The organism is Mesorhizobium sp. M0960, from assembly GCF_040319055.1.
Taxonomy (GTDB): domain Bacteria; phylum Pseudomonadota; class Alphaproteobacteria; order Rhizobiales; family Rhizobiaceae; genus Mesorhizobium.
On sequence record NZ_JAMYNN010000003.1, the window covers coordinates 151222 to 173872 of the forward strand.

Here is a 22651-nt window from a genome sequence, read left to right on the forward strand (position 1 = left end):
TGGAGACTAGCGAAGGCGGTGATGAGCCAATCTCCCCCCTCGTGGGGGAGATTGGCAGCGCGACCGCCGCTCCTAGTTAATGCTGGCCGTATTCGCCGGCTCGGCCGGGCCGGCATAGGGCACGCGAAAACCGTTCGCCGCCAGCCAATCGATGGCGGCCTTCGGTTCGTCGGTCTGGATGATGGTGGCGCCGCGCTCGACCCAGAAGCCATAAGTCTCGCGCGGCAGGCTGGCCGCGACCGCCAGCTCGTCGCCGCGGCCACCGGCGAGGAAGCCACCCGGCTTGTTGACGATGGCATAGGTGTCGGCCCAGATGTGCCAGTCACCCCTCACCGCCAGCGCGCGCATGCGCGGGCTGAACAGCGGGCCGCCGGTCTCGGTCAGTGTCTCGGCGCCAGCCCGCCAATTGATCAGTTCGATCGCCCGCACCGGGAACGCCCGGCTGACTTTTTCGGCAAACATGGCGTCGTGAACCGCATCGTCGGCAATGATCGGCATGAACTGGAAGCCGCCGTCGATCGCGGCCATGGCGGCCGCAACCGTGGCGATCCTCTCCGCATCCCACAGGTTCTCCTTGACGATCACCTGTTCGGCCATGCCGAGGTCGCGCGCGACCGCGACCATGCCGGCGAGGCTTTCGGTATCGAGCTTATTGTCGAGATTGATGAGGATCCTGTCCCTGGTCGCCATCAACATTTCGCGCAACGTCGAGACTGTCTCGCCCGTAAAGGCGCCGGTGCCTTCGATCACCAACCGGCACGTCTTGAGTTCGGCCAGCGTGCGCTTGACCACCTCGCCCTTGCAGTTCGTGGTGCGGTCGAGCCAGCTGTCATGCATGACGACGAACTGTCCGTCCTTCGAGCGCCTGATATCGACCTCGACGATTTCGGCGCCCATTGCAATCGACGCCTCGACGGCGGCGATCGAATTTTCGGGATAGAGCGTCTTGCCGGCCTGCATGCCGCCGGCGCGGTGCGCGGCCACCATCACATGGTCGCGCCATTGGTTGGCGTGCTCGAACCGGTCGAGAATCTGCCTGGCGCGCGTTTCGCCTGCCGATGCATGGCCAAGGGAGGCCGCCAGCGCCGCGGAAAGCAGAAGGCTCAGCCAAGTCGTTCGCATGAGACAGGTCGTTCGCATGAGAATCGCTCCGTACCGGATCGACACCCGGTTAAGCGACGCTCGTGACAGCCTAGTGAACGAAGCCGGCTTCGCAAACGCTGGAAAATCAGGTTAATGCCGGCCGAAACGGCCGTAGCGGCTACTTTCGGTTGCTAACTAGGCGATCTCCGGGCCAGCCATGCGGGGCTCTCCTGGCAAGCAAGGATTTGTGACCGGGCCGAATAGCCATGTTCTTCCGAAGGGGTCGCAATTCTGAGAATTATGGCCAATAAGGTTGCGCGTCGACGCACAGGAGATCGCTTCATGCCGCCAAGGACCATCGATCACGCCTTCACCACCCGCTCCAGGACGGGCGCGTCGTTCGAGCCGACCTATGCCGGCGCGCTGTCGTTCATGCGGCGCAAATATTCGAAGGACGTGAAGGGCGCCGATGCGGTGGTGTGGGGCATTCCCTTCGACGCGGCGGTCACCAATCGGCCGGGCGCGCGTTTCGGACCGCAGGCGATTCGCCGCGCGTCGGCCATCCTCGACAACGATCCGCAATATCCGTTTTCGCGCGACCTGTTCGAACAGCTTGCCGTGGTCGATTTTGGCGATTGCCTGCTCGACAGCGGCAATCACCAGAAGACCCCTGCCACGATCGAACGCGAAGCGGCGAGGATCCTGAAATCCGGCGCCTTTCTGCTATCGCTCGGCGGTGACCATTTCGTCACCTGGCCGCTGCTCAAGGCGCATGCCGCCATCTACGGCCCGCTGGCCCTGGTGCAGTTCGACGCTCATCAGGACACCTGGCCCGACGACGGCAAGCGCATCGATCACGGCTCCTTCGTCGGCCGTGCGGTCAAGGAGGGCATCATCGACCCCGACCGGTCGATCCAGATCGGCATCCGCACCCACGCGCCCGATACGTTCGGCATCAAGATCCTGTATGGCCATGAAGTGGAGGAAATGCGGGCGTCCGACATCGCCTATGCCATCGTCGACCGTACGGGCGGCAAGAAGACCTACGTCACTTTCGACATCGATTGCCTGGATCCGGCTTTTGCGCCCGGCACCGGAACGCCGGTAGCGGGAGGCCCGTCTTCGGCAAAGATCCTGTCGGTGCTGCGCCAGATCAACCAGGTCGATATCGTCGGCGCCGACGTCGTCGAGGTTGCGCCAGCCTATGATCACGCCGATATAACGGCAATTGCCGGCTCGATGGTGGCCATGCACTATCTCGGGCTGCTGGCGGAACGAAAGGCCCGGCTCGAGGAAATGAACCAGGGCAATCACAGCGTTGCCGGATTGAATCAGGCAAGCGGCATATAGCTAACAGGAATTTTGGCAGGCAATGAAACCGAAAATCTTCATCGACGGCGAGCACGGCACCACCGGTCTGCAGATCAGGGCGCTGCTTGCCGAGCGCGGCGACCTGGAAATCATCTCCATCCCGACTGAGCGCCGCAAGGAAACGGCAGCGCGCGCCGAGTTCCTCAATGCCGCCGATGTCGCGATCCTCTGCCTACCGGACGCGGCAGCCAAGGAAAGCGTTTCGCTGATCGCCAATGACACCACCAAGGTGATCGACGCCTCGACGGCACATCGCGTCGCCGAGGGCTGGGAATATGGTTTCGCCGAAATGGACAAGGAGCAGGCGAAGAAGATCGCTTCGGCGAAGCGCGTCGCCAATCCGGGCTGCTGGCCGCAAGGACCGATCGCGACGCTGCGGCCGCTGGTTGCGGCGGGGCTGTTGCCAGCCGATTTTCCGGTCACCGTCAACGGCATTTCTGGCTATTCCGGCGGCGGCCGGCCGATGATCGAGGATTATGTCGCCAAGGGCGAGGATGCGTCGGAATTCCTGCCCTACGGGCTGACGCTGCAGCACAAGCACGTGCCGGAGCTCAGGACCTATGCCAGGCTTTCGCACGATCCGATCATGCAGCCGGCAGTCGGCAATTTCGCGCAAGGCATGATCACGGTAGTGCCGCTGCAACTCGGCGGTCTCGACCATGTACCGACCGGCGCTGAGCTTCACGCGGCGATCGCCGACCATTTTGCTTCCATTGATCGTGGCGTGGTCGAGGTGGCGCCGTATCTGCACCAGGAACGCATGCCTGACATCGATCCGGAGATCTACAACGGCACCAACCGGATGAAGCTCTATGTCTTTGCCAATGACGACAGGGCGCAGGCGCTGCTGCTTGCCGTCTACGACAATCTCGGCAAGGGTGCCTCGGGTGCAGCCGTGCAGAACATGGATCTGATGCTCGGCCTCTGAATGGATGCGCCGGCATTTCCGAAGCGCTGGAAGGTCGGCGCGCCCGAACTCATCGCCGAAACCTTCAGCAGCCGCATCTGGAAGGTTGCTCGCGAGGACGACTCACCGGCAATCGTCAAGGATCTAAAGCCTTTCGACGATGTCGAGGACGAGTTGCGTGGCGAGCATTTCCTCGCCTGGCGACGCGGCGAAGGCGCGGTGCGGCTGCTCGGCCGCGACGGCCACCGCATGCTGCTCGAATACGCCGGCGACAGGATGCTGTCACACCATCTTGCCGAACAAGGCGACAATGCCGCCACCGCGATCGCGGCCGAGGTAATGGCAAGACTGGTCTCGCCGTCGAAGCACCCTGCCCCGCCGGATCTCCAGCCGTTGCGGACCCGGTTCTCCAGCCTGTTCAAAAAGGCCAAGGCCGATCGCGCCGCCGGCGAAAAGAGCCTGTATGTCGAAGCAGCCGAAATCGCGGAACGGCTGCTGTCCAATCCGCATGACGTGCGGCCGCTGCATGGCGACCTGCACCACGACAACGTCATGCACGGTCCGCGCGGCTGGCTGGCGATCGACCCGAAGGGCGTTCTCGGCGACCCCGGCTTCGACGCGGCCAACATGTTCTACAACCCACTTGACCGAGACGATCTTTGCCTCGATCCGCGGCGGATCCGCCATATGGCGCAAGTCTTTGCCGCAACGCTCGGCCAGTCCCCGCCCGCGATACTGGACCACGCCATCGCCTATGGCTGCCTGTCGGCTGCATGGCACCATGAAGATCGCAATGCGGTCGACGAGGACCGCGAGGTGGCGATCGCCATGGCGATCCGGACGGAGCGGCTCAGCCTCTGAGAGCAATCTCGTGGGGCAGCGGATAAGCGCCCTTGGTGCCGCGCCAGTGCGCGGCGGCAAAACCCAGCAGGAACAGCGCGAATGCCTGATGCGTCAGGGCCATGTGCAGCGGCACATGCATCAATAGGGTGCCGATGCCGATCGACGCCTGCACCACGACAATCAGGAACAGCAGCGTCGCGCGTCGGGCATGCGTCGTGTCCGGCAGACGCCGGCGTGTCGCAATCATGTGCCAGAGCGCGACTGCGAAGATCGTGTAGGCGCCGACCCGGTGGATGAACTGCACCGTCTTCGGGTTTTCGAAGAAATTGCGCCATGCCGGCTCGAGCAGCAGCAGGTCGCCGGGGACCAGTTTGCCGTCCATCAGCGGCCAGGTGTTGTAGCTCAAGCCGGCGTCGAGCCCTGCGACCAGCCCGCCGAGATAGATCTGGACCAGCGCCAGTAGCACCAGAAAGCCGGCCAGACGTTGCGTCGATCGGTCGGCGGCCGGTTCGGAGTGTGGGGCCAATCCGCGTGCGACCACCATGGTCGCCGTGAAGATCAGCGCCGCCAGCGTCAGATGCGTCGCCAGCCGGTATTGGCTGACCGAAACCCGGTCGGCCAACCCGGACGCCACCATCCACCAGCCTATCGCGCCCTGCAGGGCGCCGAGAAGGAGGATGCCCGACAATTTCGTGCCGAGGCCGCGCTCGATGCGGCGCGTCGCCCAGAAGAACAGCAACGGCAGGGCGAAGACCACGCCGACACTACGCGCCAGGACGCGGTGCACCCACTCCCACCAGAAGATCGACTTGAACGCCTCGATGCTCATGCCCTTGTTGAGTTCGGCATATTGCGGGATCTGCTGGTAGCGCAGGAACTCCTCCTGCCACTCGGCATCATTGAGCGGCGGGATGACGCCGTGAATCGGCTGCCATTCGGTGATCGACAGGCCGGAATCGGTGAGCCTCGTAGCGCCGCCGACCACGACCAGCGCAAACAGCACGAGGAGCACGACATAGAGCCAACCACGTACCAGCGCGCGGTTGCGAAGGTCGCGATCGCGGGCTGCGAAAGGCGCGGCATCGGATATGGCAGCAGCCATGGCTTTGTCCCGGCAGTTGAAGTCGCGGATTGGTGAACCATCGCAACCCGGCTTGCAAGACCGGACAGCGCGGCACGCCGTCGCGCCGTTTCTGGCGGCTTGCGCGCATCGGCTGTTCGGCCTAAGCGATAGCGATCAACGAGATCGCGTTATGCCCATTCGCCTGAAAAAGCTGATCGGAAGCTTCCTGCTGGTACTGCTGGTCGTCGTCTATGCGATGGTCGCCTCGATCGTGGCAGTCGCCCAATTGTCACAGTCCGGGCCGCTGGCGCACTTCATCTTCTTCCTGCTGAGCGGGCTTTTGTGGGTGCTGCCGGCGATGGGCATCATCAAATGGCTGATCCTGGAGCCGCGGCCGAAGGGCCGAGGCAACAGTTAGATCGTCACCACCGTCTTGCCGGCATTGGCCAGCGGCGTCGTCACGCCCGACAACATTGTTCGGATGTGGGCGACGCTCTGATAGCGGCCATTGACCGAAATGCGCGGCAGGGCATGCAGGAACCCGGCATGCTCGGCGCGGAGTATGCCGTGGCGGGTCGTCACGGCCGAGGCATAGCCGGCATCGCGGACAAGGCCCACTTCGCGACGGCCGACGGCGCTGGCATAACCGTAGGGATAGGCGAAATGGCGCGGCTCCTCGCCGAGTTTGGCCTGCAATATGCGCTTGACGTCGCCGATCTCATGCCGCGCGTCGCTCTCGGAAAGCCGCTTCAGATTGCAATGATTGACGCTATGCGCTCCGATCGTCACCAGCGGGTGCGCGGCCATGGTGCGGAGCTCGTCCCAGTTCATCAGCGTGTTCGGGCGCGAACCGCCCAACTCGATGCCGTTCGAACGCGCCAGATCGCGCAATACCGCACGCTGGTCCTGCTCGCGCACCTTCAGCGTCAGATGAGTGTGCAGGCGCGCATTGGCCTGGACCTTTTTTCCTGGGTTCGAGCAATCGATCGTCACCGGGCCGTCCGGCGTCGTCAGCGTCAGGCGATCGCGCGCATTGACGATGTCCTCGACCACGTCCCACCACAAATCGGCAGCGCCATCAATCAGTCCCGGCGCGACGTAGATGGTGATCGGCGCGCCGTGCTTCTCCAGCACGGGCAGCGCCTCGGTCATGTTGTCTCGATAGGCGTCGTCGGCGGTGATCGTCGCGAACTGGCCGTCCTTGTCGCCAGCCTTGATGCGCTCGATTGCCTCGTCCAGAGTAACGAACGTGTAGCCGTTCGCCTTCATGTCGGCGATCACGATGTCGAGGAACCCAGGCGCGATGTTCAAGTGGCGGTTGACGCCGTTCGGCTTTTCCGGCGTCGCGGTGACCCGATGCAGCATCAGGATGGCGCCAAGGCCGCCGATGAACGGCTTGGCCAGCGGCGCAAGACCGGAATAGCGGGCGAGATTGAGCGCCAGTTTGCGGATTGCCTCGCCCCCGTCGATCATTCATTCACCTTTTGCGCCTAAGCTCATCAAGCATGGAATGCGCCTGCGCGGACCCCCAATCGCGACGAATACGCCCTAAGGATTGAGGTATGGTTGACGCCACCGCGTCATTTGACGGCAATCGGCTGGCAAGCAGCGAGGCGTCGCCGTGTGCCTTGCCGGCCGGCAAAGCCGGCCTGTCGACCTCGGTTGCCGATAGTGCGGCGCTGGCGGCGTACGCCGAATTCTGCCGTTCGGCGCTTTTTGCCCCGGCGCAGAGCGCAGGCTGGATCCTGAACTGGGCCGCACATACCGGCGCCGACGTTGTCGTTGCGACGCTGCGCGCCGACGACAGGCCGGTTTTCTCGCTGGCGCTGGAGGTCACCCGCAGCGGAGCATTCCGCGTTGCGCGCTTCATGGGCGGGCGCCATGCCAACGGCAATTTTGCCGCTGCCGACCTGCAATGGCTGGCGAATGCCGATATCGCGGCGATCCGTTCGATGCTGGCCGCGATTGCCAAGGCGCGGCGCGACATCGATCTTGTCGCGCTAGAGCGGCTGCTGCCTGATCTCGACGGCGTTGCCAACCCGCTCTCCGCCTTGCCGCATTTTTCGAGCCCCAATCTGTCGCTGGCCGCCGGTCTTGTCGGAGGGTTTGATGCACTGCTCACCCGCGTGAGCGGCAAGCGCAGGCGCAAGAAGCATCGCTCGCAGGCGCGCAAGTTCGAGGCCGTCGGCAGCTATCGTCGCATCGAGGCGAGGACTGCGGACGAGGTGAACAGGCTGCTCGACGCCTTTTTCGAGATGAAGGAATTCCGCTTCCGCAAGATGGGCATCGTCAATGTTTTCGGTGAAGCGGAGGTGCGCGCTTTTTTCCGCTCGCTGTTTGCCGAAGCGCTTCAAGAGGAAAACCCGTGCTTCGTGCTGCATGGGCTGGAAGTCGCCGGCAAGCTTCGTGCGGTCACCGGGTCGAGCCGCTCGGGCAAGCGGCTGATCTGCGAATTCGGGGCGATCGCCGAGGACGACCTCGCACACACCAGCCCCGGCGACTTCCTGTTCTTCGAGAACATCCAGGAAGCCTGCGAGACGGGTTTTGAAATCTATGATTTCTCAGTCGGCGACGAACCCTATAAGCGATTGTGGTGCGATGTCGAAACGCAGCATTTCGAGGTGCTGGTTCCGCTGACGCTGAAGGGCCGCGCGCTGGCGCTTGCGCTCAGGCACGGCGCAAGCCTGAAAGCATTCATCAAGCACAGCCCAATGGTCTGGAAGCTGACCAAGCTGCTGCGCCGCAAGGCTGTGGGACAGACAGCACCGGCCGCAGGCGAAGACGACAGCTGATTTCGATTTGAGAAAACTGCCTCAGGCGGCCGAGCGCCGCCCCGGCATTGGCCCCGGCGCCACATGGCCGATTGGCGTGACCAGCGTCAGGTCGGGATAGCCGCTCTCGATGAGCGCGACTGCGGCTTGCGTCACCTCGTCGTCCGGCTCCAGCATGGAGAGCAGCACCTCGGTGCCCTCGCCCACTAGGCGGCTGATGCCTTGCGCGTCCGCTGGCCCGCATTCGACAACGACCAGGTCATAGGCGGTGGTCAGCGACTGCATGATGATCGGCAGCCGGTCGGCGGCGCGCATGGCACGGACCGGATCGGCTGTGCCGACGGGAATCACGTGGCAGTCCGAATAGAGATCGGGGTGGATCACATCGCTGAACTGCGCTTGCGAGGCGAGCAGATCGGTGATGCCCGGAAACAGCCCGCTGTCCAGCATCGGCCGCGAGGCAGCACCCGAAGCGGTGAGATCAAGCAGCAGCACGCGTAGCCCGGCGTCAGAGACTGCGCGCGCCACCAGCACCGCCGAGGCAGCCGCCTCGTCGCCTTCCGGCGACACGAATATGGCGCGGGCGGCACCGGTGGCGATCAGTTTTTCCGCGGCCTTGTCGATGTCGACCTCACCGAGGGTGGAACGTGCCGGTTCAATGTCTGCAGCAGCCATCTCAGAGTACTCCGGTTCGATTTTCTCGGCAGCCGCTTCCGCCACCGCGACGGGTTCCGGCTCCAGTTTGGTTTCAGTGACACTGTTGTCGGACTCACCGAGCTGGTCGATCACGGCGACTGCCGGTTCGGGCCGGGCAACCGGCGGGCCGGGCTCGGCCACTACGCGTTCGGCCTGGACAGCCGGCATCGCAACCTGCTCGATGCGTTCGAAATGGGCACCGGCGGCCGGACGCATGGCGCGGCCGGAAAACAGTTCCTGCAGCAACGTGACGATCGCCATGAGGAGCAACGAGCCGACAAAGGCCGCACCGACAATCGGACCAATCTTGGGGAAATAGGGTTCGGTCGGCGCCCGGGCCTCCGAAAATAGGCGAGCGTCGACAGGCAGGTAGTTACGATCCTTGCGTGCGGCCGCCTGGAGATAGCTGGACGAGTAGAGATCGAGTTGCTGGCGCTTGGTCGCGGCATCGCGCTGCAGGGCATCGAGTTCCACCTGCTCTTCGCCGGCGCGGGCGGACGCCGCCTTCAGGGTGTTGACGTCGGCCACGAGTTGAGCCTCTCGTGCCTTCGCCGTCTCGGCCTGCGCCATCAGACCCTTCATGATCTTTTCCGCTTCGTTGCGGATCTGGCGGTCGAGATCGGCGAGCTGCGACTTCAGCGCACGGATGCGCGGATGATTGTCGAGCAAGGTGGTGGAAAGGTCGGCGATGTTGTTCTTGAGTTCGACTTGCCGCTCGCGCAGGCGCTGGATCAGGTCGGAAGACAACACCTCTGGAACGGCATCCAGCGAGCCGCCATTGCGCAACGCCCTGCGCACACTGTCGGCGGTCGCTTCCGCCGAAGCGCGGTTGGCGCGTACCCGTGACAGTTCGCTCGACAATTCGGACAGCTGCTGGGTGGCAAGCACCGAATTGTTGCCGCCCATCAAAAGATCGGACTGCGCACGGAATGCGGCAACCTTGGCCTCCGCCTCCTTCACCCGGTTCTGCAGGTCCGCGATTTCCGGCGCCAGAAAGTCGGTGGCGGCGGAATTCGATTCGAGCTTGGCGTTGCCCTTGGAGGCGATATAGGCGTTTGCGATGGCGTTCGGGATTGCGGCGGCAAGCTGTGGATCCTCTGACGAGAACTCGATAGCGATCGCGCGGGTTTTTTCAACGCCATAGACGTTGAGCTTGTCATGCATTGCGTCCAGCACGCGCTCTTCCAGCGGAATCTCGAAGGGATCGCTTTTCAAGCCAACGAGGACAAGGGTGCGGCTCAGCGCCGACATCTTCAGCGCCTCGTCGAATTCGGGCAATTTCGCGAGGTTGAGCTTCGCCGCCACCTGTTTGAGGATGTCAGGGGACGAAATGATCTGGACCTCGGTGGCCACAGCCTCTTCGTCGGGAATCGACCGCTCGTTGCCGTTGGCACCGGCTGGCCGCGTGAACTCCGATTCTCGAGGCCCGATCTCCAGCTTGGCTGCCGCCTTGTATTCGGGCGTTGCAAGCCAGGCGAGCGCAAAGGCCAGGCCGGTTACAGCCAGCGCGACGACAAGGATGCGCAGCCAGTTTCGCGCCAGGCTGGCGAAAAGCTGCCTGAGATCGACGTCGACATCTGCGGCCGCGGATTGAACGGACATGCATCCCTGCTCCGGTACTGAGTCAGCATGCACCGTAAACAACTATGGTAACTCAGCCGTTAATAACGCGGTAAGCACCTGTTAGGCTCTGCTAACAAGCCGCAAACAAGAGGCTGAAAACCATCTGCATTTGTCGATCGGGCCCGCATCGGCCGCGCGCCTTTACCGGCCATTAACCCTAACAGGATGATAACCGAGCTCGATCGTTAAGGTTTGCCGCAGAGTCGCCGGCTATTCAAAGGTACGTGTCCGCTCATGAAAAGCACTGCTCCCCTTTTCCGCGCGCTGCTTGCCGTATCGATGCTTTCGGGCTGCTCAAGCTACCGGCCGACGCCGGCCGCCTTCCATGAAGTGCTCGACCAGCCCTATCGCCTCGGTGCCGGCGACCGCGTCCGCGTCACCGTGTTCGAGCAGGAAGGATTGACCAACACCTACAGCGTCGACCAATCCGGCTATCTCTCGCTGCCGCTCGTCGGCAACGTGCCGGCGCGCGGCCACACCGCCCAGCAACTCGAGGGCGAGATCGCCGAGAAACTGCGCCAGGGCTATTTGCGCGATCCTGACGTTTCGGTCGAAATCGATCGCTACCGGCCGATCTTCGTCATGGGTGAAGTGGGCGCGGCGGGCCAATATTCCTACGTTCCGGGCCTGACCGTGCAGAAAGCCATCGCCATCGCCGGCGGCTTCACGCCACGCGCCAACCAGGAAAGCGTCGACATTACCCGCGACATCAACGGCAAGGTTATAACCGGACGCGTGGTGACCTCCGACCCGCTGTTGCCCGGCGACACAGTCTATGTTCGCGAACGCCTGTTTTGATGTGCTGACCAAGTGGCGGACACACTCAGGATCGTCCACTGCTTTCGCTCACCCGTCGGAGGCATCTTCCGGCATGTGCGCGACCTGACCGAGGCTCAGGTCGCCGCCGGCCATGCCGTCGGCATCGTCTGCGATTCGACGACTGGCGGCGATTTCGAGGAACGGCTGTTCGAACAGATGAAAGGCAGCCTGGCGCTCGGCATTCATCGCACACCGATGCAGCGGCATGTCGGGCCAGGCGATCTCGCTTCGGCCCGACGCACCTATAGGATCATAAAAGAATTGCGGCCGGACGTGCTGCACGGGCATGGCGCCAAAGGTGGCGCCTATGCCCGTCTGTTCGGCTCATTGTTGCGGGTATCCAGGTCTCGCGTAGCCCGCCTTTATTCGCCGCATGGCGGCTCACTGCACTATGACGAAACCACGGCGATGGGGAAGCTGTTCTTCGCGCTCGAACGCTTCATGGCTCGCTTCACCGATTGCCTGCTATTTGTTTCCGATTATGAGCGGCGGACTTATCGCAGGAAGGTCGGCGAGCCGCCCATTCCGAACGCTCTCGTACACAACGGCCTGCGCGCCGCCGAGTTCGAGCCGGTGCAGACCGAGCACAATGCCGTCGACCTCCTCTATATCGGCATGATGCGCGACCTCAAGGGCCCGGACATCTTCATCGATGCGCTGGGGCGAGCCGCAACACGGCTCGGTCGCCCATTGAAAGCGCTGATGGTCGGCGACGGCGACGACCTGCCGCGCTATCGCGCCAAGGTAGATCAGCTCGGCCTCGAGGTCAGCTTCCTGCCGCCGATGCCAGCCAGGCTCGCCTTCACGCTGGCCAAGCTGGTCGTCGTTCCCTCGCGCGCGGAAGCCATGCCTTATATCGTTCTGGAAACGCTTGCCGCCGGCAAGCCGCTAATCGCGACGTCGGTCGGGGGCATACCGGAAATCTTCGACACCGGCTCCCCTGCCCTGATCCGGCCCGACCCGCGCGAACTTGGCGACAAGATAAGCGCCGCTCTGGCCGATCTCGACGCCTACAAAGGCCTGATGCCCGGTGCCGCCGAACTCAAGGCACGGTTCGGCGCGGATGTAATGGCCGCCGAAATCGAAAAGGCCTATTTCGCCGCGCTCAAACAGTAGAGCAACTGATATCCACTCGGCTGCAAAAGGCCCCCGGTGAAAGCGTCTCCAAAGCCATCTGTTGTTTCAAGGGTTTCTTAGCTCTCTTTTGCTATTCACCTGAGGGAAACCTACGGACGCCCCATGAACGAAATCGACCCCGCGCGCCGTTTTTCGCTAGACGCGGTGCGCAAATTCGACGCCCCTGCCGAGAACAACACGGCCGGCGGCATGAACGACGTTGCCCGCCAGGTCGCCTCGCAATACCGGCGCGATACGATGTCGCCGATCATGGTCAGCGGCGTCCTGCGCATGGCGGAATTCGCGCTGCTGTTGGTGTCGGGTCTTGCCGTCTATTTCTACTATGTCGGCTTTTTCAGCTATCTTGCCTGGCAATACTCGCTGACGATCGCCGCCACCTCGTTCCTCGCGGTCGTTTTGCTCGACGTCACCGACTGCTACCAGATCGTCGCGCTGATGCGGCCGATCGCCAATTTCGGCCGCCTCCTGCTGGTCTGGGCTGGAACCTTCGCCTTGATGGCGCTCACCGCCTTCACCATGAAAATGTCGGAAGACTATTCGCGCCTGCTCTTCGGCACGTGGTTCGTTATTGGCTTCGTGCTGATCCTGGGTCTCCGGCTGGTGATGTCGAAGCTGATCCGGCGCTGGGCGCGCGACGGGCGGATGGAGCGCCGCGCCGTCATCGTCGGCGGCGGCAAGGCGGCGGAGGTGCTGATCCGCTCGGTCGAAAAGCAGCCCTACAACGACATCCGCATCTGCGGCATCTTCGACGATCGTGGTGACAAGCGTTCGCCGCCGGTTGTCGCCGGCTATCCCAAGCTCGGCACGATTTCCGAGCTCATTGAATTTGCCCGCATCGCACGCATCGACATGCTGATCGTTTCGCTGCCGCTGACCGCCGAATCGCGCGTGCTGCAACTGTTGAAGAAGCTGTGGGTGCTGCCGGTCGACATCCGGCTGTCGGCGCATTCGAATGCGCTGCAGTTCAGGCCGCGCGCCTATTCCTACATCGGCTCGGTGCCGATGCTCGATATCTTCGACAAGCCTATCAACGACTGGGATTCGGTCGCGAAACGCGCCTTTGACATCGTCTTTTCGATCATCGGCATCATCGTGTTCTCGCCGGTGATGCTGGCGACCGCGATCGCGATCAAACTCGACAGCAAGGGCCCGGTGCTGTTCCACCAGAAGCGGCACGGCTTCAACAACGAAATCATCGACGTCTATAAGTTCCGTTCGATGTACACCGACAAGGCGGACCCGACGGCGAAGCAGACCGTGACCAAGAACGATCCGCGCGTCACCCGCGTCGGCCGCTTCATCCGCAAGACCTCGATCGACGAATTGCCGCAGTTCTTCAATTCGCTGTTCGGTTCGCTGTCGCTGGTCGGGCCGCGCCCGCACGCCATTGCCGCGCAGTCGCACAACCTTCTCTACAATGAGGTGGTCGACGGCTATTTCGCCCGACACAAGGTCAAGCCCGGCGTGACCGGCTGGGCTCAGATCAATGGCTGGCGCGGCGAGATGGACACCAACGAGAAGATCCGCATGCGCACGGAATACGACCTCTATTACATCGAGAACTGGTCGCTGTTGTTCGACCTGAGAATCCTGTTCCTGACGCCGATCCGCCTGCTCAACACGGAAAATGCGTATTGAGCGCGACGGCCTACGAATTGCCGGCGGCGGCGGTCAACGCCAAGCTCATTGCGCTGATTGCGTCAGGGGCAGTTTTCCTCGGCGTCTTCCTGTCCGGTTTCGTTATTGCCGAGCCGGCGCCATACGACCTCTATATGATCGGGCTGATCGTGGTGTGGCCCTTGTTCGGCATGCGCATACAGCGCGCGGCGGTGCCACTTCTGGTGCTGCTGATGATCATGAACATCGGCGGAATGATCTCGATGACGCAGATGCCGGACCTCGCCGCCACGCCGCTCTATCTCGCCGTCTCGCTGTTCCTGACCCTCACTGCGGTTTTCTTCGCTTCCGTAACGGCCGTCCAGCCCAGTCTCTACCGCGTGATCTTCGTCGCTTATGTCGTGTCGGCAGTGCTGACTTCGCTGGTCGGCATAGCCGGCTATTTCCATGCCTTTCCAGGAGCGGAGATCTTCACCAAATACGACCGTGCCGCCGGCGCCTTCCAGGACCCGAACGTGTTCGGGCCGTTCCTGGTGCTGCCGGGCATCTACCTGCTCTATCTGCTGCTTACCGGCTCGATCGCGCGCATGCCTCTATTGGCGGTGCCGCTGCTGATCATCACCGCCGGCATCTTCTTTTCTTTTTCGCGCGGCGCCTGGGGCATGTTCGCCGTTTCGGCGATCCTGCTGACCGGGGCCTTGTTCCTGCAGAGCGCCAGCGGCAAATTCCGGCTGCGCGTCGTCGTCATGACCATCGCCGCCGTCGGACTGCTGGTCATTGCGATGATCGTCATCCTGCAACTGCCTGGCGTGGCGGAGATGTTCTCGAATCGCGCGCAACTCGAACAAAGCTACGACACCGCCCGCCTCGGCCGCTTCGCCCGCTACACGATCGGCTTTCAGATGGCGCTGGAGCATCCGTTCGGCATCGGCCCGCTCGTATTCGGCAAGATGTTCGGCGAGGACACGCACGACATCTGGCTGAAGATGCTGATGGATTACGGGTGGCTCGGCTTCGTGTCGTTCCTGACGCTGACGTGCTGGACGATCGCCGCCGGCTTCCGCATTCTGCTGCGCGACCGGCCCTGGCAGCCTTATCTACTATGCGCCTATGTCGCCTTCATCGGCAATATCGGGCTCGGCACCTTCATCGACATCGACCACTGGCGACATGTCTACCTGCTGCTCGGCCTGATCTGGGGCGCCATCGCGCTGGAATACCGCCATCAGTGGCAGTTGCGGGCGGCGCGGCGCCCGCAACCTCCGTTGCTGTTGCTTCAGGCCGGACAGCAGCCGAATTCGGTTGACCGGACCCAGTCTATCACGATACATCGCGACCGGTCCGGAGTGTAGCGCAGCCCGGTAGCGCACTTGACTGGGGGTCAAGGGGTCGTCGGTTCGAATCCGGCCACTCCGACCATTAAATCCAAAGGCTTAGCCAGTTCCCCCAACTGGCCATACAGAATAGCCGCATTGCAGCCAGCGCAACACGATTTCGACCAAGGGCTTCGCTCGCCAGGTCAATGTGGAATAGCCCAAACCAGCATGCAAAAAGCTCGCGCCTTCCGGGAGAAGGACGCGGGCAGATCGGTGCAACCCGATCTGGCAGCAATTCTTATGAGGAGGGACTTGCTGCGTTGAGATGAACCGTCGCGCCGGCCGGGTTGTTCCATCGAGTAAATAAAAACCCGCCGCACATGAAGTACGGCGGGGCCGATCAAGCGCTGTTGCACCAGGCGGGGGACTCGGGTGGGCGGGCTTGCCAGGTGCGCGCGGATCAAGTCGACATTAGGCGCATGAGCGGTAGCGCGTCCACCAACCGGCGGTTGGAACGAACTGGTTCAACGCCGGCGGCCGGCTTGGCCTGAAACTTTTTCAGGGCGGCAGCGACGGGGTCAGGAAAGTCGAGCAAGCGCAACGTGCCCGGCCCTCGTTGCTTGCGGGAATGCCGGAAGGATCAATGGCAGCAAGCATGAAGAACCCAACCTGGATGCTGGCGGCCTGGGAACGAAACGTGGCAGCTCACCCCGCCGGTTTCCGTGAGGACGCGAGCGCATCGTCCGCTACCGCGATTGGCGGCTGAACGCAAACAAGCCCGCCGCTTTTTCGGCACGGCGGGCTTCAGGCAGAAAATCAATCGTAGATCTTAACAATTTTGCGGGTACCTGGATCAACCAGGACGGTTCGTCCCTCGACGACTACATAGCGGTACTGAACGTCCGGCACTTCGTAAAGCTCGACTGTGTCGGGCAGAGCGGTGCCAATGTTGAGCTCAACACCGGGAAGGCTCAGGGATGCTACCGGCTTCTTCTTTACATACTCCCGGATCACCGTGTCTTGCTCAGGCTGAATGATGACGTCCTGAGCAGCGGCGGTTCCGATACCTACGAAAAGAAAGATTCCTGTCGCAGCAGATAAAAGTTGCTTTCCCATATAGCAATCCTCCAGCGAGGCAACCTTCCGCTACGGTGCTTGATGCTTCCGTGCGGGGCTACTTACCTAAACGAGCCGAAAGACTTGTTGTTCCGCTGGCGGTGGGCGAACTCCGGTGCCATGGCCATGAGGCCGCCTACAAACAAGCACCTGCTCAAGGCTTAGTTTCTTCCCGGGGAGGAGCTTTTGGGTCAGGACAATCAGGATAGGGCAATTCTTCACACGGAGAGGGCCTGTCGCCAACGCTGCCATAATGTTCCACGAGTTTTGCGAAACCGTAGGCGAAGGCGAAAAGAAGCATTAGGACAACCGCTATACGGACGGCCATACCGTATTGTAGCAGGATCCTCCCATTGGAGCGCGGGCGGCGTTTTTAATACGTTCGAATGTTGAGTTCGAAAAAGGTTGGCTCTAGTTGAATTGCCGTCGTCCGCAGTTGTAAGGGCGAGCGGACGCTTCGAAGATGACACGCCCTTTCGGCCTTTTCGGGAGAGATGCAATGTCGCTTCAAGGAGCTACCTGTCCTGCCGAGCTGACCATGTTGGCCAAAGCACTTGATGCCCGATGCCGTGAACTAGGCCTCGCTGACGGCGATCCAGGCAGAGAAGTGCTCGGCCGCAGGGTGATGGATTTGTTCGAAAGTGGTCAGCTCAGCGCCGAAGATTTGAGACTGGCTCTGAGCGGCGAGATTTTTTACGCCAAAAATCCTCCGGCCGGAGGCAGTGGGTTTTGATACGGCAAGCGGCTATCCGCGCAACCATTTGAATTATTGGTCCAGCGTAGGCTTCCGTGCACGCAAGGGCGCGCGTGAACAAATGTGATTTTGCGGTCGGTGCCAGACGGGCTAATCTTCCCAACGAATATCCAATGAAAGAGGAGAATGATCATGAAGACATTCCTCGCAACAGCCGCCGCACTGACCCTGTCCATATCCGCTGCCTCTGCGGATTGCCCCGCGCATTCAAAGGTCCAGGCATCGGTCGACACGCAGACGAGGACAGCGAGCGTCGAGAAGGCCGATATGTCGACAGCCGCGGACGCTCAGACGATCAAGAAAGAAGAGCCACAGAAGACCGAATAGCGGTAACGCTCACCGGATCCCACGACCCGGATAAAGGGCTACTGGCAGACATCCACCCACTCGGCGTCGACGAGTTCGGCCATGCGTTGCGGGCTGAGCCGGACGGCGGCGTTCGTCGCGCCTGCGGCGGGGACGACCTCGTCAAAGGCGCGCAGCGAGACGTCGCAGTACACCGGGAGCGGTGCCGGTAGGCCGAACGGGCACACCCCACCGACGGGATGACCGGTCGCGGCGAGCACCTGCTCGGCATCCAGCATTCGCGCCTTGCCGCCGAACCGGTCCTTGAATTTGCGATTGTCCAGCCTGGAGATGCCGCTGGCCACGATCAGCATCGTCTGGTCGCCGGCGCGCAGGCAGATCGTCTTGGCAATCTGCGCCGGCGCTACGCCATGCGCTTCGGCAGCCAGAGGCACCGTCGCCGAGCTGGCTTGCGTAACGATGACGTCGATTTCGGGCGCGTGGGCGACGAAGAAAGCGCGAACGGATTCGAGGCTCATCTCCGGCGATTTCCGTCTCGCGTCGCCGTGGCGGCCGGCAAGTCCGCTACGTGGCCGGAAAAACGAAGCCCGCCAGGGCAACCCATGGCGAGCTCGTCGAATAAACGCATGGCACGCCGCTACGACACGGACCGCCTTTTCGCAGGCAACACGGCTTCGTCGAACAGAGCGCTTTCCGGAAGTTGAAGCGCGGAGGCAATACGCCGACGTTTCGAAGGATCGGCATCGTTGCCGCTTTCGATGTCGGCAATCTCATAGGCTGCCAGCCCGCACGCCAGGGACAGCTCTTCGATACTGTATCCACGGGCTTCCCGGGCGGTTCGGACGGCACTGCGTTCAGGCGTAACCGCGCTCGCCGCCAGTTCGGAGTAAGGTTCGCGTTTTGCTATTTGGGGCATTGGCAACTCCGTGGGATGAAAGAGTTAAGTCAAATCATGTTGTTGCCTGAGACGATCGGGAGAATGCCCGCTCCCCGGTGATTTGCCAAGCATCAAAGATAGCGTCACGGCATCGTGAACCGACGCCGGAATGAATGTGGATGCCGGGGCGCTCACATCTGGCCGGATCGTCGGCGGACACAGTTCGGAAACAAAATTCTACAGGCCGGAAAAACTGCCGAAAAACTCCAAGGCGATAGTCCCGACCGCAGTGCTCGAGTCACCGACCTGAATCGGTGACGCTCAAATTCGCCCTGCGCAAAAAGGAAACGATGTCATGAAGAAGTCTCTTCTCTCCGCCCTTGGACTTGCAATCGCACTTGCCCTCTCGATGCCGATCATCGGCGCGAGCAGCGCGAATGCAGCGACGATGCACACCACCGTCAAGAAGCATCACCGTCATCACTACCATCACCGCGTCCACCACCATCGCCATCATCACAAGAAGGTTGTGGCGAAGACGTACTGAAAACACCCTGGGACAGACAACCGGCAAGCAGGCGTTCTTGGCCTCTGATCAAGAGCGGCCAGCTTGCCGGGGTTTGCCGCGTCGACGAAATGGCGGCGGTCCCGCTGACCACCGCATTTCCCCTACCTTGAACGCGCTCGCGGCGCTTTTTGCTGCCGGCCACCGAGAAACAGACTGGCGACCAGCCCGACCAGAACCAGCCCGACAGCGGCCGCCGTCGCCGGGTGATCACGGGCAGTCTTCTCGATCGCCCGGCCTTGCCTTCTGATTGCCGGCAAGGTGTCGCCGAGACGCTCGGCGATATCCGAATAATAGTCCGACGCGGTATCGCGACCGTCTTCGTAATAGGCGCCGCCCCGCTTCAACACGGCTTTCTTCAAAGTGGCCAGTTCCCTGGTCAGGGCCGCGACCTGCTTGTTCAGATCGGTGTCGGAGATGCTCGAAAGCGATGCCATGACGTGGTTCCTTCATCTGCAGAAGGAAGCCTAACGCATGACCCCGAAGACCGTTCCGGTCAGCCCCGGCGGGCTTTAGCGAACCTGATCGAGCAGGCGCTTGCATTCGAGCAGGTCGAACAGCGCCTCCTGCAGCAATGCGCGATTATCACGGGAAAGTTTTGACGTGTCCGGCGGAACCGGGCCTTCCTCGTCGCTCTTGCCGATGCCGAAAAAACGACGGCTGGGTTTCACCCTCGGCTGGCCGACCAGCATCTCGTCGTCGGGGCCGCGCGGCTGCGCCGCTGGCGTCAGCGGTACCGCGTCAGCCTGCCGGCGCTGCGAGATCGCCTCGACCGCCGCCATGTCGCCATTGCCGACGGCGATCAAAAACTGGTTGCCGTTCTCGCGCAACAGCTTTTGTACGCCCTTGATCGTATAGCCCTGATCGTAGAGCATGTGGCGAATGCCCTTGATCAGCTCGACGTCCTGCGGCCGGTAGTAGCGGCGGCCGCCGCCGCGCTTCATCGGCTTGATCTGGTTGAAACGCGTCTCCCAGAAGCGCAGCACGTGCTGCGGCAAATCCAGATCCTCCGCGACCTCGCTGATGGTGCGGAAAGCATCGGGGCTCTTGTCCATGGGCGAATCCTCACGCTAGAGCATGATCGCGAAAGGCGGGGACCGGTTTTGGGCAACATCACGGTAAAACAAAGAGAGCAGCTTTTCCGTCCACCGGGGCGGATCACACCCAAATACCGATCCGGCCTGCCGAATCGCATCTTATTTCAGCGGTTTATGAAACAATATTCAAGCCCGGCGTAAAAGCAGGCTTCGTTTTTCAACCGAAGCCTGAAGCATGGATTCTCGGCAAGGGAGATCGGGAATCTACTTGCTGCCCTTGGCCTTGCTGTTTTGATGGGAGCGCAGGATGCGGTTCTTCAGCACGTTCGATGACTTGAAGGTCATCACCCGGCGCGGCAGGATCGGCACTTCCTCACCGGTCTTGGGATTGCGCCCGATGCGTTCGTTCTTGGAACGGACATGGAAGGTCGCGAAGGACGACAGTTTCACCGTCTCACCGCGAACGATCGCCTCGCAGATCTCATTCAGCACCGCCTCGACAAGCTCGGCCGATTCAGTACGCGACAGCCCAACCTTGCGGTAAACGGCTTCGGCGAGGTCGGCGCGCGTAAGTGTCTTTCCCCCCATACGAACCGTCCCATCAGCTCAAAAAATAAAATCGATACAAGCAACGGCAGAACGTAAGTAATTGATCCGTCAAGGTCAAGGACCCGAACCCGTTAGTTCGGCACTTACCAACGCAGCAGGACGGCGCCCCAGGTGAAGCCGCCGCCCATCGCCTCAAGCAGCACCAGGTCACCCTTTTTGATGCGGCCGTCGGCGACGGCCGCGGATAGTGCCAGCGGCACGGAAGCAGCCGATGTGTTACCGTGCAAATCGACGGTCACCACCACCTTCCGCTCCTCTATCCCGAGCTTTTTGGCCGAAGCATCAATAATTCGTTTATTGGCTTGATGCGGCACGAACCAGTCGAGATCAGCGGCGCTGATGCCGGCCTGTGCGAACGTCGCCTCGATGACGTCGGTGATCATGCCGACCGCATGCTTGAACACTTCGCGGCCTTCCATCCTGAGGTGCCCGACCGTTCCGGTAGTCGACGGCCCACCGTCGACAAAAAGCTTGTCCTTGTGGATGCCGTCGGAGCGCAGGCTGGCCGCCAGAACGCCTCGGTCGGCGATGCCGCCTGCCCCCGTGCCTGCTTCCAGCACTATCGCGCCGGCGCCGTCGCCGAACAAAACGCAGGTCGAGCGGTCGTTCCAGTCGAGAATGCGCGAAAACGTTTCCGAGCCGATCACCAGCACCCGTCTGGCCAAGCCGCCGCGGATATAGAGGTCGGCGGTCGTCACCGCATAGACAAAACCCGAGCAGACCGCCTGCAGGTCGAAGGCAAAACCGTGGTGCATGCCGAGCCGGTTCTGGATCTCGACTGCGGTCGCGGGAAAGGTGTTGTTGGGCGTCGAGGTCGCCAGCACGATCAGGTCGATGTCGTCAGCCGTCAGGCCGGCGCTGTCGAGGGCTGCGCGCGCTGCCGCCTCACCCAGAGAGGCCGTCGTCTCGTCGTCGGCCGCAATGTGGCGCTGGCGAATACCGGTGCGCTGGACGATCCATTCGTCCGAGGTCTCGACCATGCCTTCAAAATCGGCATTCTTCATAATGCGGCGGGGCAGCGCGGCGCCCGTGCCGCGCACGACTGATCTGATCAATGCTCTTTCCTATTCCTTTGCGTCGATGACGACGTCGGATTTCCGGATTGTCTGGGCATTCGGATTGCGGGCATGGAACAGGTCGAGATCGGCCTCGATGCGGTCAAGCAGATTGTTGCGCACCATGTCGTAGCCGAGCTCGATCGCCGCAGCGAAGCCATCCGAATCAGCCCCGCCATGGCTTTTCACCACGATGCCGTTCAATCCCAGGAAGACGCCGCCATTGGAGCGGCCGACATCCATCTTCTCGCGCAGGCGATCGAAGGCGGTCTTGGCGAAGATATAGCCGATCCTGGCCATCAGTGTCCGGTTCATCGCGGCGCGCAGGTAGCCGGCGATCTGCCTGACCGTGCCTTCCGCCGTCTTGAGCGCGATATTGCCGGCAAATCCTTCGGTAACGACGACGTCGACACTGCCCTTGCCGATGTCGTCACCCTCGACAAAGCCATGGTAGTTCATCGAGGCCATGTTGGCCTCGCGCAGCATACGGCCTGCTTCCTTGACCTCCTCCTGACCCTTGATCTCCTCGACGCCGACATTGAGCAGGCCGACGCTCGGCCGTTCGATGCCGAAAACCGAGCGCGCCATGCCGGTACCCAGAATGGCAAAATCAACCAGTTGATGCGCATCCGCACCGATGGTTGCGCCGACGTCCAGCACCACGCTTTCGCCGCGCAATGTCGGCCAGAGCGCCGCAATCGCCGGGCGGTCGATGGTCGCCATGGTGCGAAGGCAGAATCTGGACATCGCCATCAGTGCGCCGGTATTGCCAGCCGAGATGCAGGCGTCCGCCGTGCCTGCCTTGACCGCTTCGACGGCTTTCCACATCGATGACTTCCAGCGGCCATGGCGCAGTGCCTGGCTCGGCTTGTCGTCCATCCGGACTGCGATCTCGCAGTGGATGAACTCGCTCACCTCCGCTAGCTTGGGGAATTTGGCGAGTTCAGGCCTTACCGCTTCTTCGCGCCCATAGATGACGAAGCGTATGTCCGGACGGCGGGTGGCGACAGTCATGAGCGCCGGGATGACCACGCTTGGCCCGTGATCGCCGCCCATGGCATCGATGGAAATCCTGATCACGCGGTG

Annotated in this window: 24 protein-coding genes and 1 tRNA gene; 13 read left to right on the forward strand and 12 right to left on the reverse strand. The window is 62.1% G+C overall.

Features of this window, described 5'->3' with window-relative positions:
• Nucleotides 1–72 precede the first annotated feature (72 nt).
• Nucleotides 73–1122 (reverse strand): glycerophosphodiester phosphodiesterase family protein, encoded by a 1050-nt coding sequence (locus NKH63_RS09025; protein WP_352481210.1) that lies wholly within the window; start codon nt 1120–1122, stop codon nt 73–75.
• A 303-nt stretch (nt 1123–1425) separates the two neighbouring features.
• Between NKH63_RS09025 and speB the strand changes: the two genes are divergently transcribed.
• From speB to NKH63_RS09040, 3 genes are read left to right on the forward strand one after another with little or no spacing between them, the layout of a single operon-like run.
• Nucleotides 1426–2433 (forward strand): agmatinase, encoded by a 1008-nt coding sequence (speB, locus tag NKH63_RS09030; protein ID WP_352481211.1) that lies wholly within the window; start codon nt 1426–1428, stop codon nt 2431–2433.
• Between the two features lie 22 nt (nt 2434–2455).
• The gene (gene argC, locus NKH63_RS09035; protein ID WP_352481212.1) at nt 2456–3382 is read left to right on the forward strand and encodes an N-acetyl-gamma-glutamyl-phosphate reductase; all 927 of its coding nucleotides are present in this window, start codon (nt 2456–2458) and stop codon (nt 3380–3382) included.
• Nucleotides 3383–4222, forward strand: a complete 840-nt coding sequence (locus tag NKH63_RS09040; protein ID WP_352481213.1) for an aminoglycoside phosphotransferase family protein — start codon at nt 3383–3385, stop codon at nt 4220–4222. It abuts the gene before it with no gap.
• Here NKH63_RS09040 and NKH63_RS09045 read toward each other — a convergent pair.
• Nucleotides 4212–5306, reverse strand: a complete 1095-nt coding sequence (locus NKH63_RS09045; protein ID WP_352481214.1) for a COX15/CtaA family protein — start codon at nt 5304–5306, stop codon at nt 4212–4214. The genes NKH63_RS09040 and NKH63_RS09045 overlap by 11 nt on opposite strands.
• A 151-nt stretch (nt 5307–5457) precedes the next feature.
• Between NKH63_RS09045 and NKH63_RS09050 the strand changes: the two genes are divergently transcribed.
• The gene (locus NKH63_RS09050; protein WP_023717309.1) at nt 5458–5685 is read left to right on the forward strand and encodes a DUF2842 domain-containing protein; all 228 of its coding nucleotides are present in this window, start codon (nt 5458–5460) and stop codon (nt 5683–5685) included.
• Here the strand turns inward: NKH63_RS09050 and NKH63_RS09055 are convergent.
• Nucleotides 5682–6740, reverse strand: a complete 1059-nt coding sequence (locus NKH63_RS09055; protein WP_352481215.1) for a polysaccharide deacetylase family protein — start codon at nt 6738–6740, stop codon at nt 5682–5684. The genes NKH63_RS09050 and NKH63_RS09055 overlap by 4 nt on opposite strands.
• 89 nt (nt 6741–6829) lie before the next feature.
• Between NKH63_RS09055 and NKH63_RS09060 the strand changes: the two genes are divergently transcribed.
• A complete protein-coding gene (locus NKH63_RS09060; RefSeq protein WP_352481216.1) occupies nt 6830–8059 on the forward strand; it encodes a GNAT family N-acetyltransferase in 1230 nt (409 codons plus the stop codon).
• Nucleotides 8060–8080: 21 nt separating this feature from the next.
• Here NKH63_RS09060 and NKH63_RS09065 read toward each other — a convergent pair whose 3' ends face one another.
• Nucleotides 8081–10336 carry a GumC family protein gene (locus tag NKH63_RS09065; protein ID WP_352481217.1) on the reverse strand — a complete coding sequence of 752 codons (2256 nt, stop codon included), beginning with the start codon at nt 10334–10336 and terminating at the stop codon, nt 8081–8083.
• Between the two features lie 255 nt (nt 10337–10591).
• On the opposite strand from NKH63_RS09065, the gene NKH63_RS09070 reads away from it, so the two are divergent.
• The 5 genes from NKH63_RS09070 to NKH63_RS09090 all read left to right on the forward strand — a co-directional run bounded on the left by NKH63_RS09070 (nt 10592) and on the right by NKH63_RS09090 (nt 15349).
• Nucleotides 10592–11155 (forward strand): polysaccharide biosynthesis/export family protein, encoded by a 564-nt coding sequence (locus NKH63_RS09070; RefSeq protein WP_023717305.1) that lies wholly within the window; start codon nt 10592–10594, stop codon nt 11153–11155.
• A gap of 12 nt (nt 11156–11167) precedes the next feature.
• A complete protein-coding gene (locus tag NKH63_RS09075; protein WP_352481218.1) occupies nt 11168–12292 on the forward strand; it encodes a glycosyltransferase family 4 protein in 1125 nt (374 codons plus the stop codon).
• 123 nt (nt 12293–12415) lie between these two features.
• On the forward strand, nt 12416–13951 hold the full coding sequence (locus NKH63_RS09080) for an undecaprenyl-phosphate glucose phosphotransferase (protein ID WP_352481219.1): 1536 nt from the start codon (nt 12416–12418) through the stop codon (nt 13949–13951).
• Nucleotides 13948–15282 (forward strand): O-antigen ligase family protein, encoded by a 1335-nt coding sequence (locus NKH63_RS09085; protein ID WP_352481220.1) that lies wholly within the window; start codon nt 13948–13950, stop codon nt 15280–15282. The genes NKH63_RS09080 and NKH63_RS09085 overlap by 4 nt, the downstream gene beginning before the upstream one ends.
• A tRNA-Pro gene (locus tag NKH63_RS09090) sits at nt 15273–15349 on the forward strand. Before NKH63_RS09085 ends, NKH63_RS09090 begins: the two co-directional genes overlap by 10 nt.
• A 713-nt stretch (nt 15350–16062) precedes the next feature.
• On the opposite strand, the gene NKH63_RS09095 is transcribed toward NKH63_RS09090, so the two are convergent.
• Nucleotides 16063–16362: a DUF1236 domain-containing protein gene (locus NKH63_RS09095; RefSeq protein WP_023717301.1), complete on the reverse strand. Its 300-nt coding sequence runs from the start codon at nt 16360–16362 to the stop codon at nt 16063–16065.
• 499 nt (nt 16363–16861) lie between these two features.
• Between NKH63_RS09095 and NKH63_RS09100 the strand changes: the two genes are divergently transcribed.
• Nucleotides 16862–17095, forward strand: coding sequence for a hypothetical protein (locus NKH63_RS09100; RefSeq protein WP_031193496.1), 234 nt, complete (start codon nt 16862–16864; stop codon nt 17093–17095).
• A gap of 153 nt (nt 17096–17248) precedes the next feature.
• Nucleotides 17249–17443, forward strand: a complete 195-nt coding sequence (locus NKH63_RS09105; protein ID WP_023717300.1) for a hypothetical protein — start codon at nt 17249–17251, stop codon at nt 17441–17443.
• A 38-nt stretch (nt 17444–17481) separates the two neighbouring features.
• Here NKH63_RS09105 and NKH63_RS09110 read toward each other — a convergent pair whose 3' ends face one another.
• Both NKH63_RS09110 and NKH63_RS09115 read right to left on the reverse strand, forming a co-directional pair.
• On the reverse strand, nt 17482–17940 hold the full coding sequence (locus NKH63_RS09110; protein WP_023717299.1) for a YbaK/EbsC family protein: 459 nt from the start codon (nt 17938–17940) through the stop codon (nt 17482–17484).
• Between the two features lie 119 nt (nt 17941–18059).
• Nucleotides 18060–18338 (reverse strand): helix-turn-helix domain-containing protein, encoded by a 279-nt coding sequence (locus NKH63_RS09115; RefSeq protein WP_352481221.1) that lies wholly within the window; start codon nt 18336–18338, stop codon nt 18060–18062.
• Nucleotides 18339–18654: 316 nt separating this feature from the next.
• On the opposite strand from NKH63_RS09115, the gene NKH63_RS09120 reads away from it, so the two are divergent.
• The gene (locus tag NKH63_RS09120; protein ID WP_352481222.1) at nt 18655–18846 is read left to right on the forward strand and encodes a hypothetical protein; all 192 of its coding nucleotides are present in this window, start codon (nt 18655–18657) and stop codon (nt 18844–18846) included.
• A gap of 122 nt (nt 18847–18968) precedes the next feature.
• On the opposite strand, the gene NKH63_RS09125 is transcribed toward NKH63_RS09120, so the two are convergent.
• From NKH63_RS09125 to plsX, 5 genes are all read right to left on the reverse strand, one after another.
• Nucleotides 18969–19301: a hypothetical protein gene (locus tag NKH63_RS09125; protein WP_023717294.1), complete on the reverse strand. Its 333-nt coding sequence runs from the start codon at nt 19299–19301 to the stop codon at nt 18969–18971.
• Nucleotides 19302–19376: 75 nt separating this feature from the next.
• Nucleotides 19377–19919: a MerR family transcriptional regulator gene (locus tag NKH63_RS09130; RefSeq protein ID WP_352481223.1), complete on the reverse strand. Its 543-nt coding sequence runs from the start codon at nt 19917–19919 to the stop codon at nt 19377–19379.
• Between the two features lie 246 nt (nt 19920–20165).
• On the reverse strand, nt 20166–20489 hold the full coding sequence (locus NKH63_RS09135; RefSeq protein WP_023717292.1) for an integration host factor subunit alpha: 324 nt from the start codon (nt 20487–20489) through the stop codon (nt 20166–20168).
• A 104-nt stretch (nt 20490–20593) separates the two neighbouring features.
• A complete protein-coding gene (locus NKH63_RS09140; protein ID WP_023717291.1) occupies nt 20594–21565 on the reverse strand; it encodes a beta-ketoacyl-ACP synthase III in 972 nt (323 codons plus the stop codon).
• 9 nt (nt 21566–21574) lie between these two features.
• Nucleotides 21575–22645, reverse strand: a complete 1071-nt coding sequence (gene plsX / locus NKH63_RS09145; protein ID WP_352481224.1) for a phosphate acyltransferase PlsX — start codon at nt 22643–22645, stop codon at nt 21575–21577.
• Nucleotides 22646–22651: the final 6 nt, after the last annotated feature.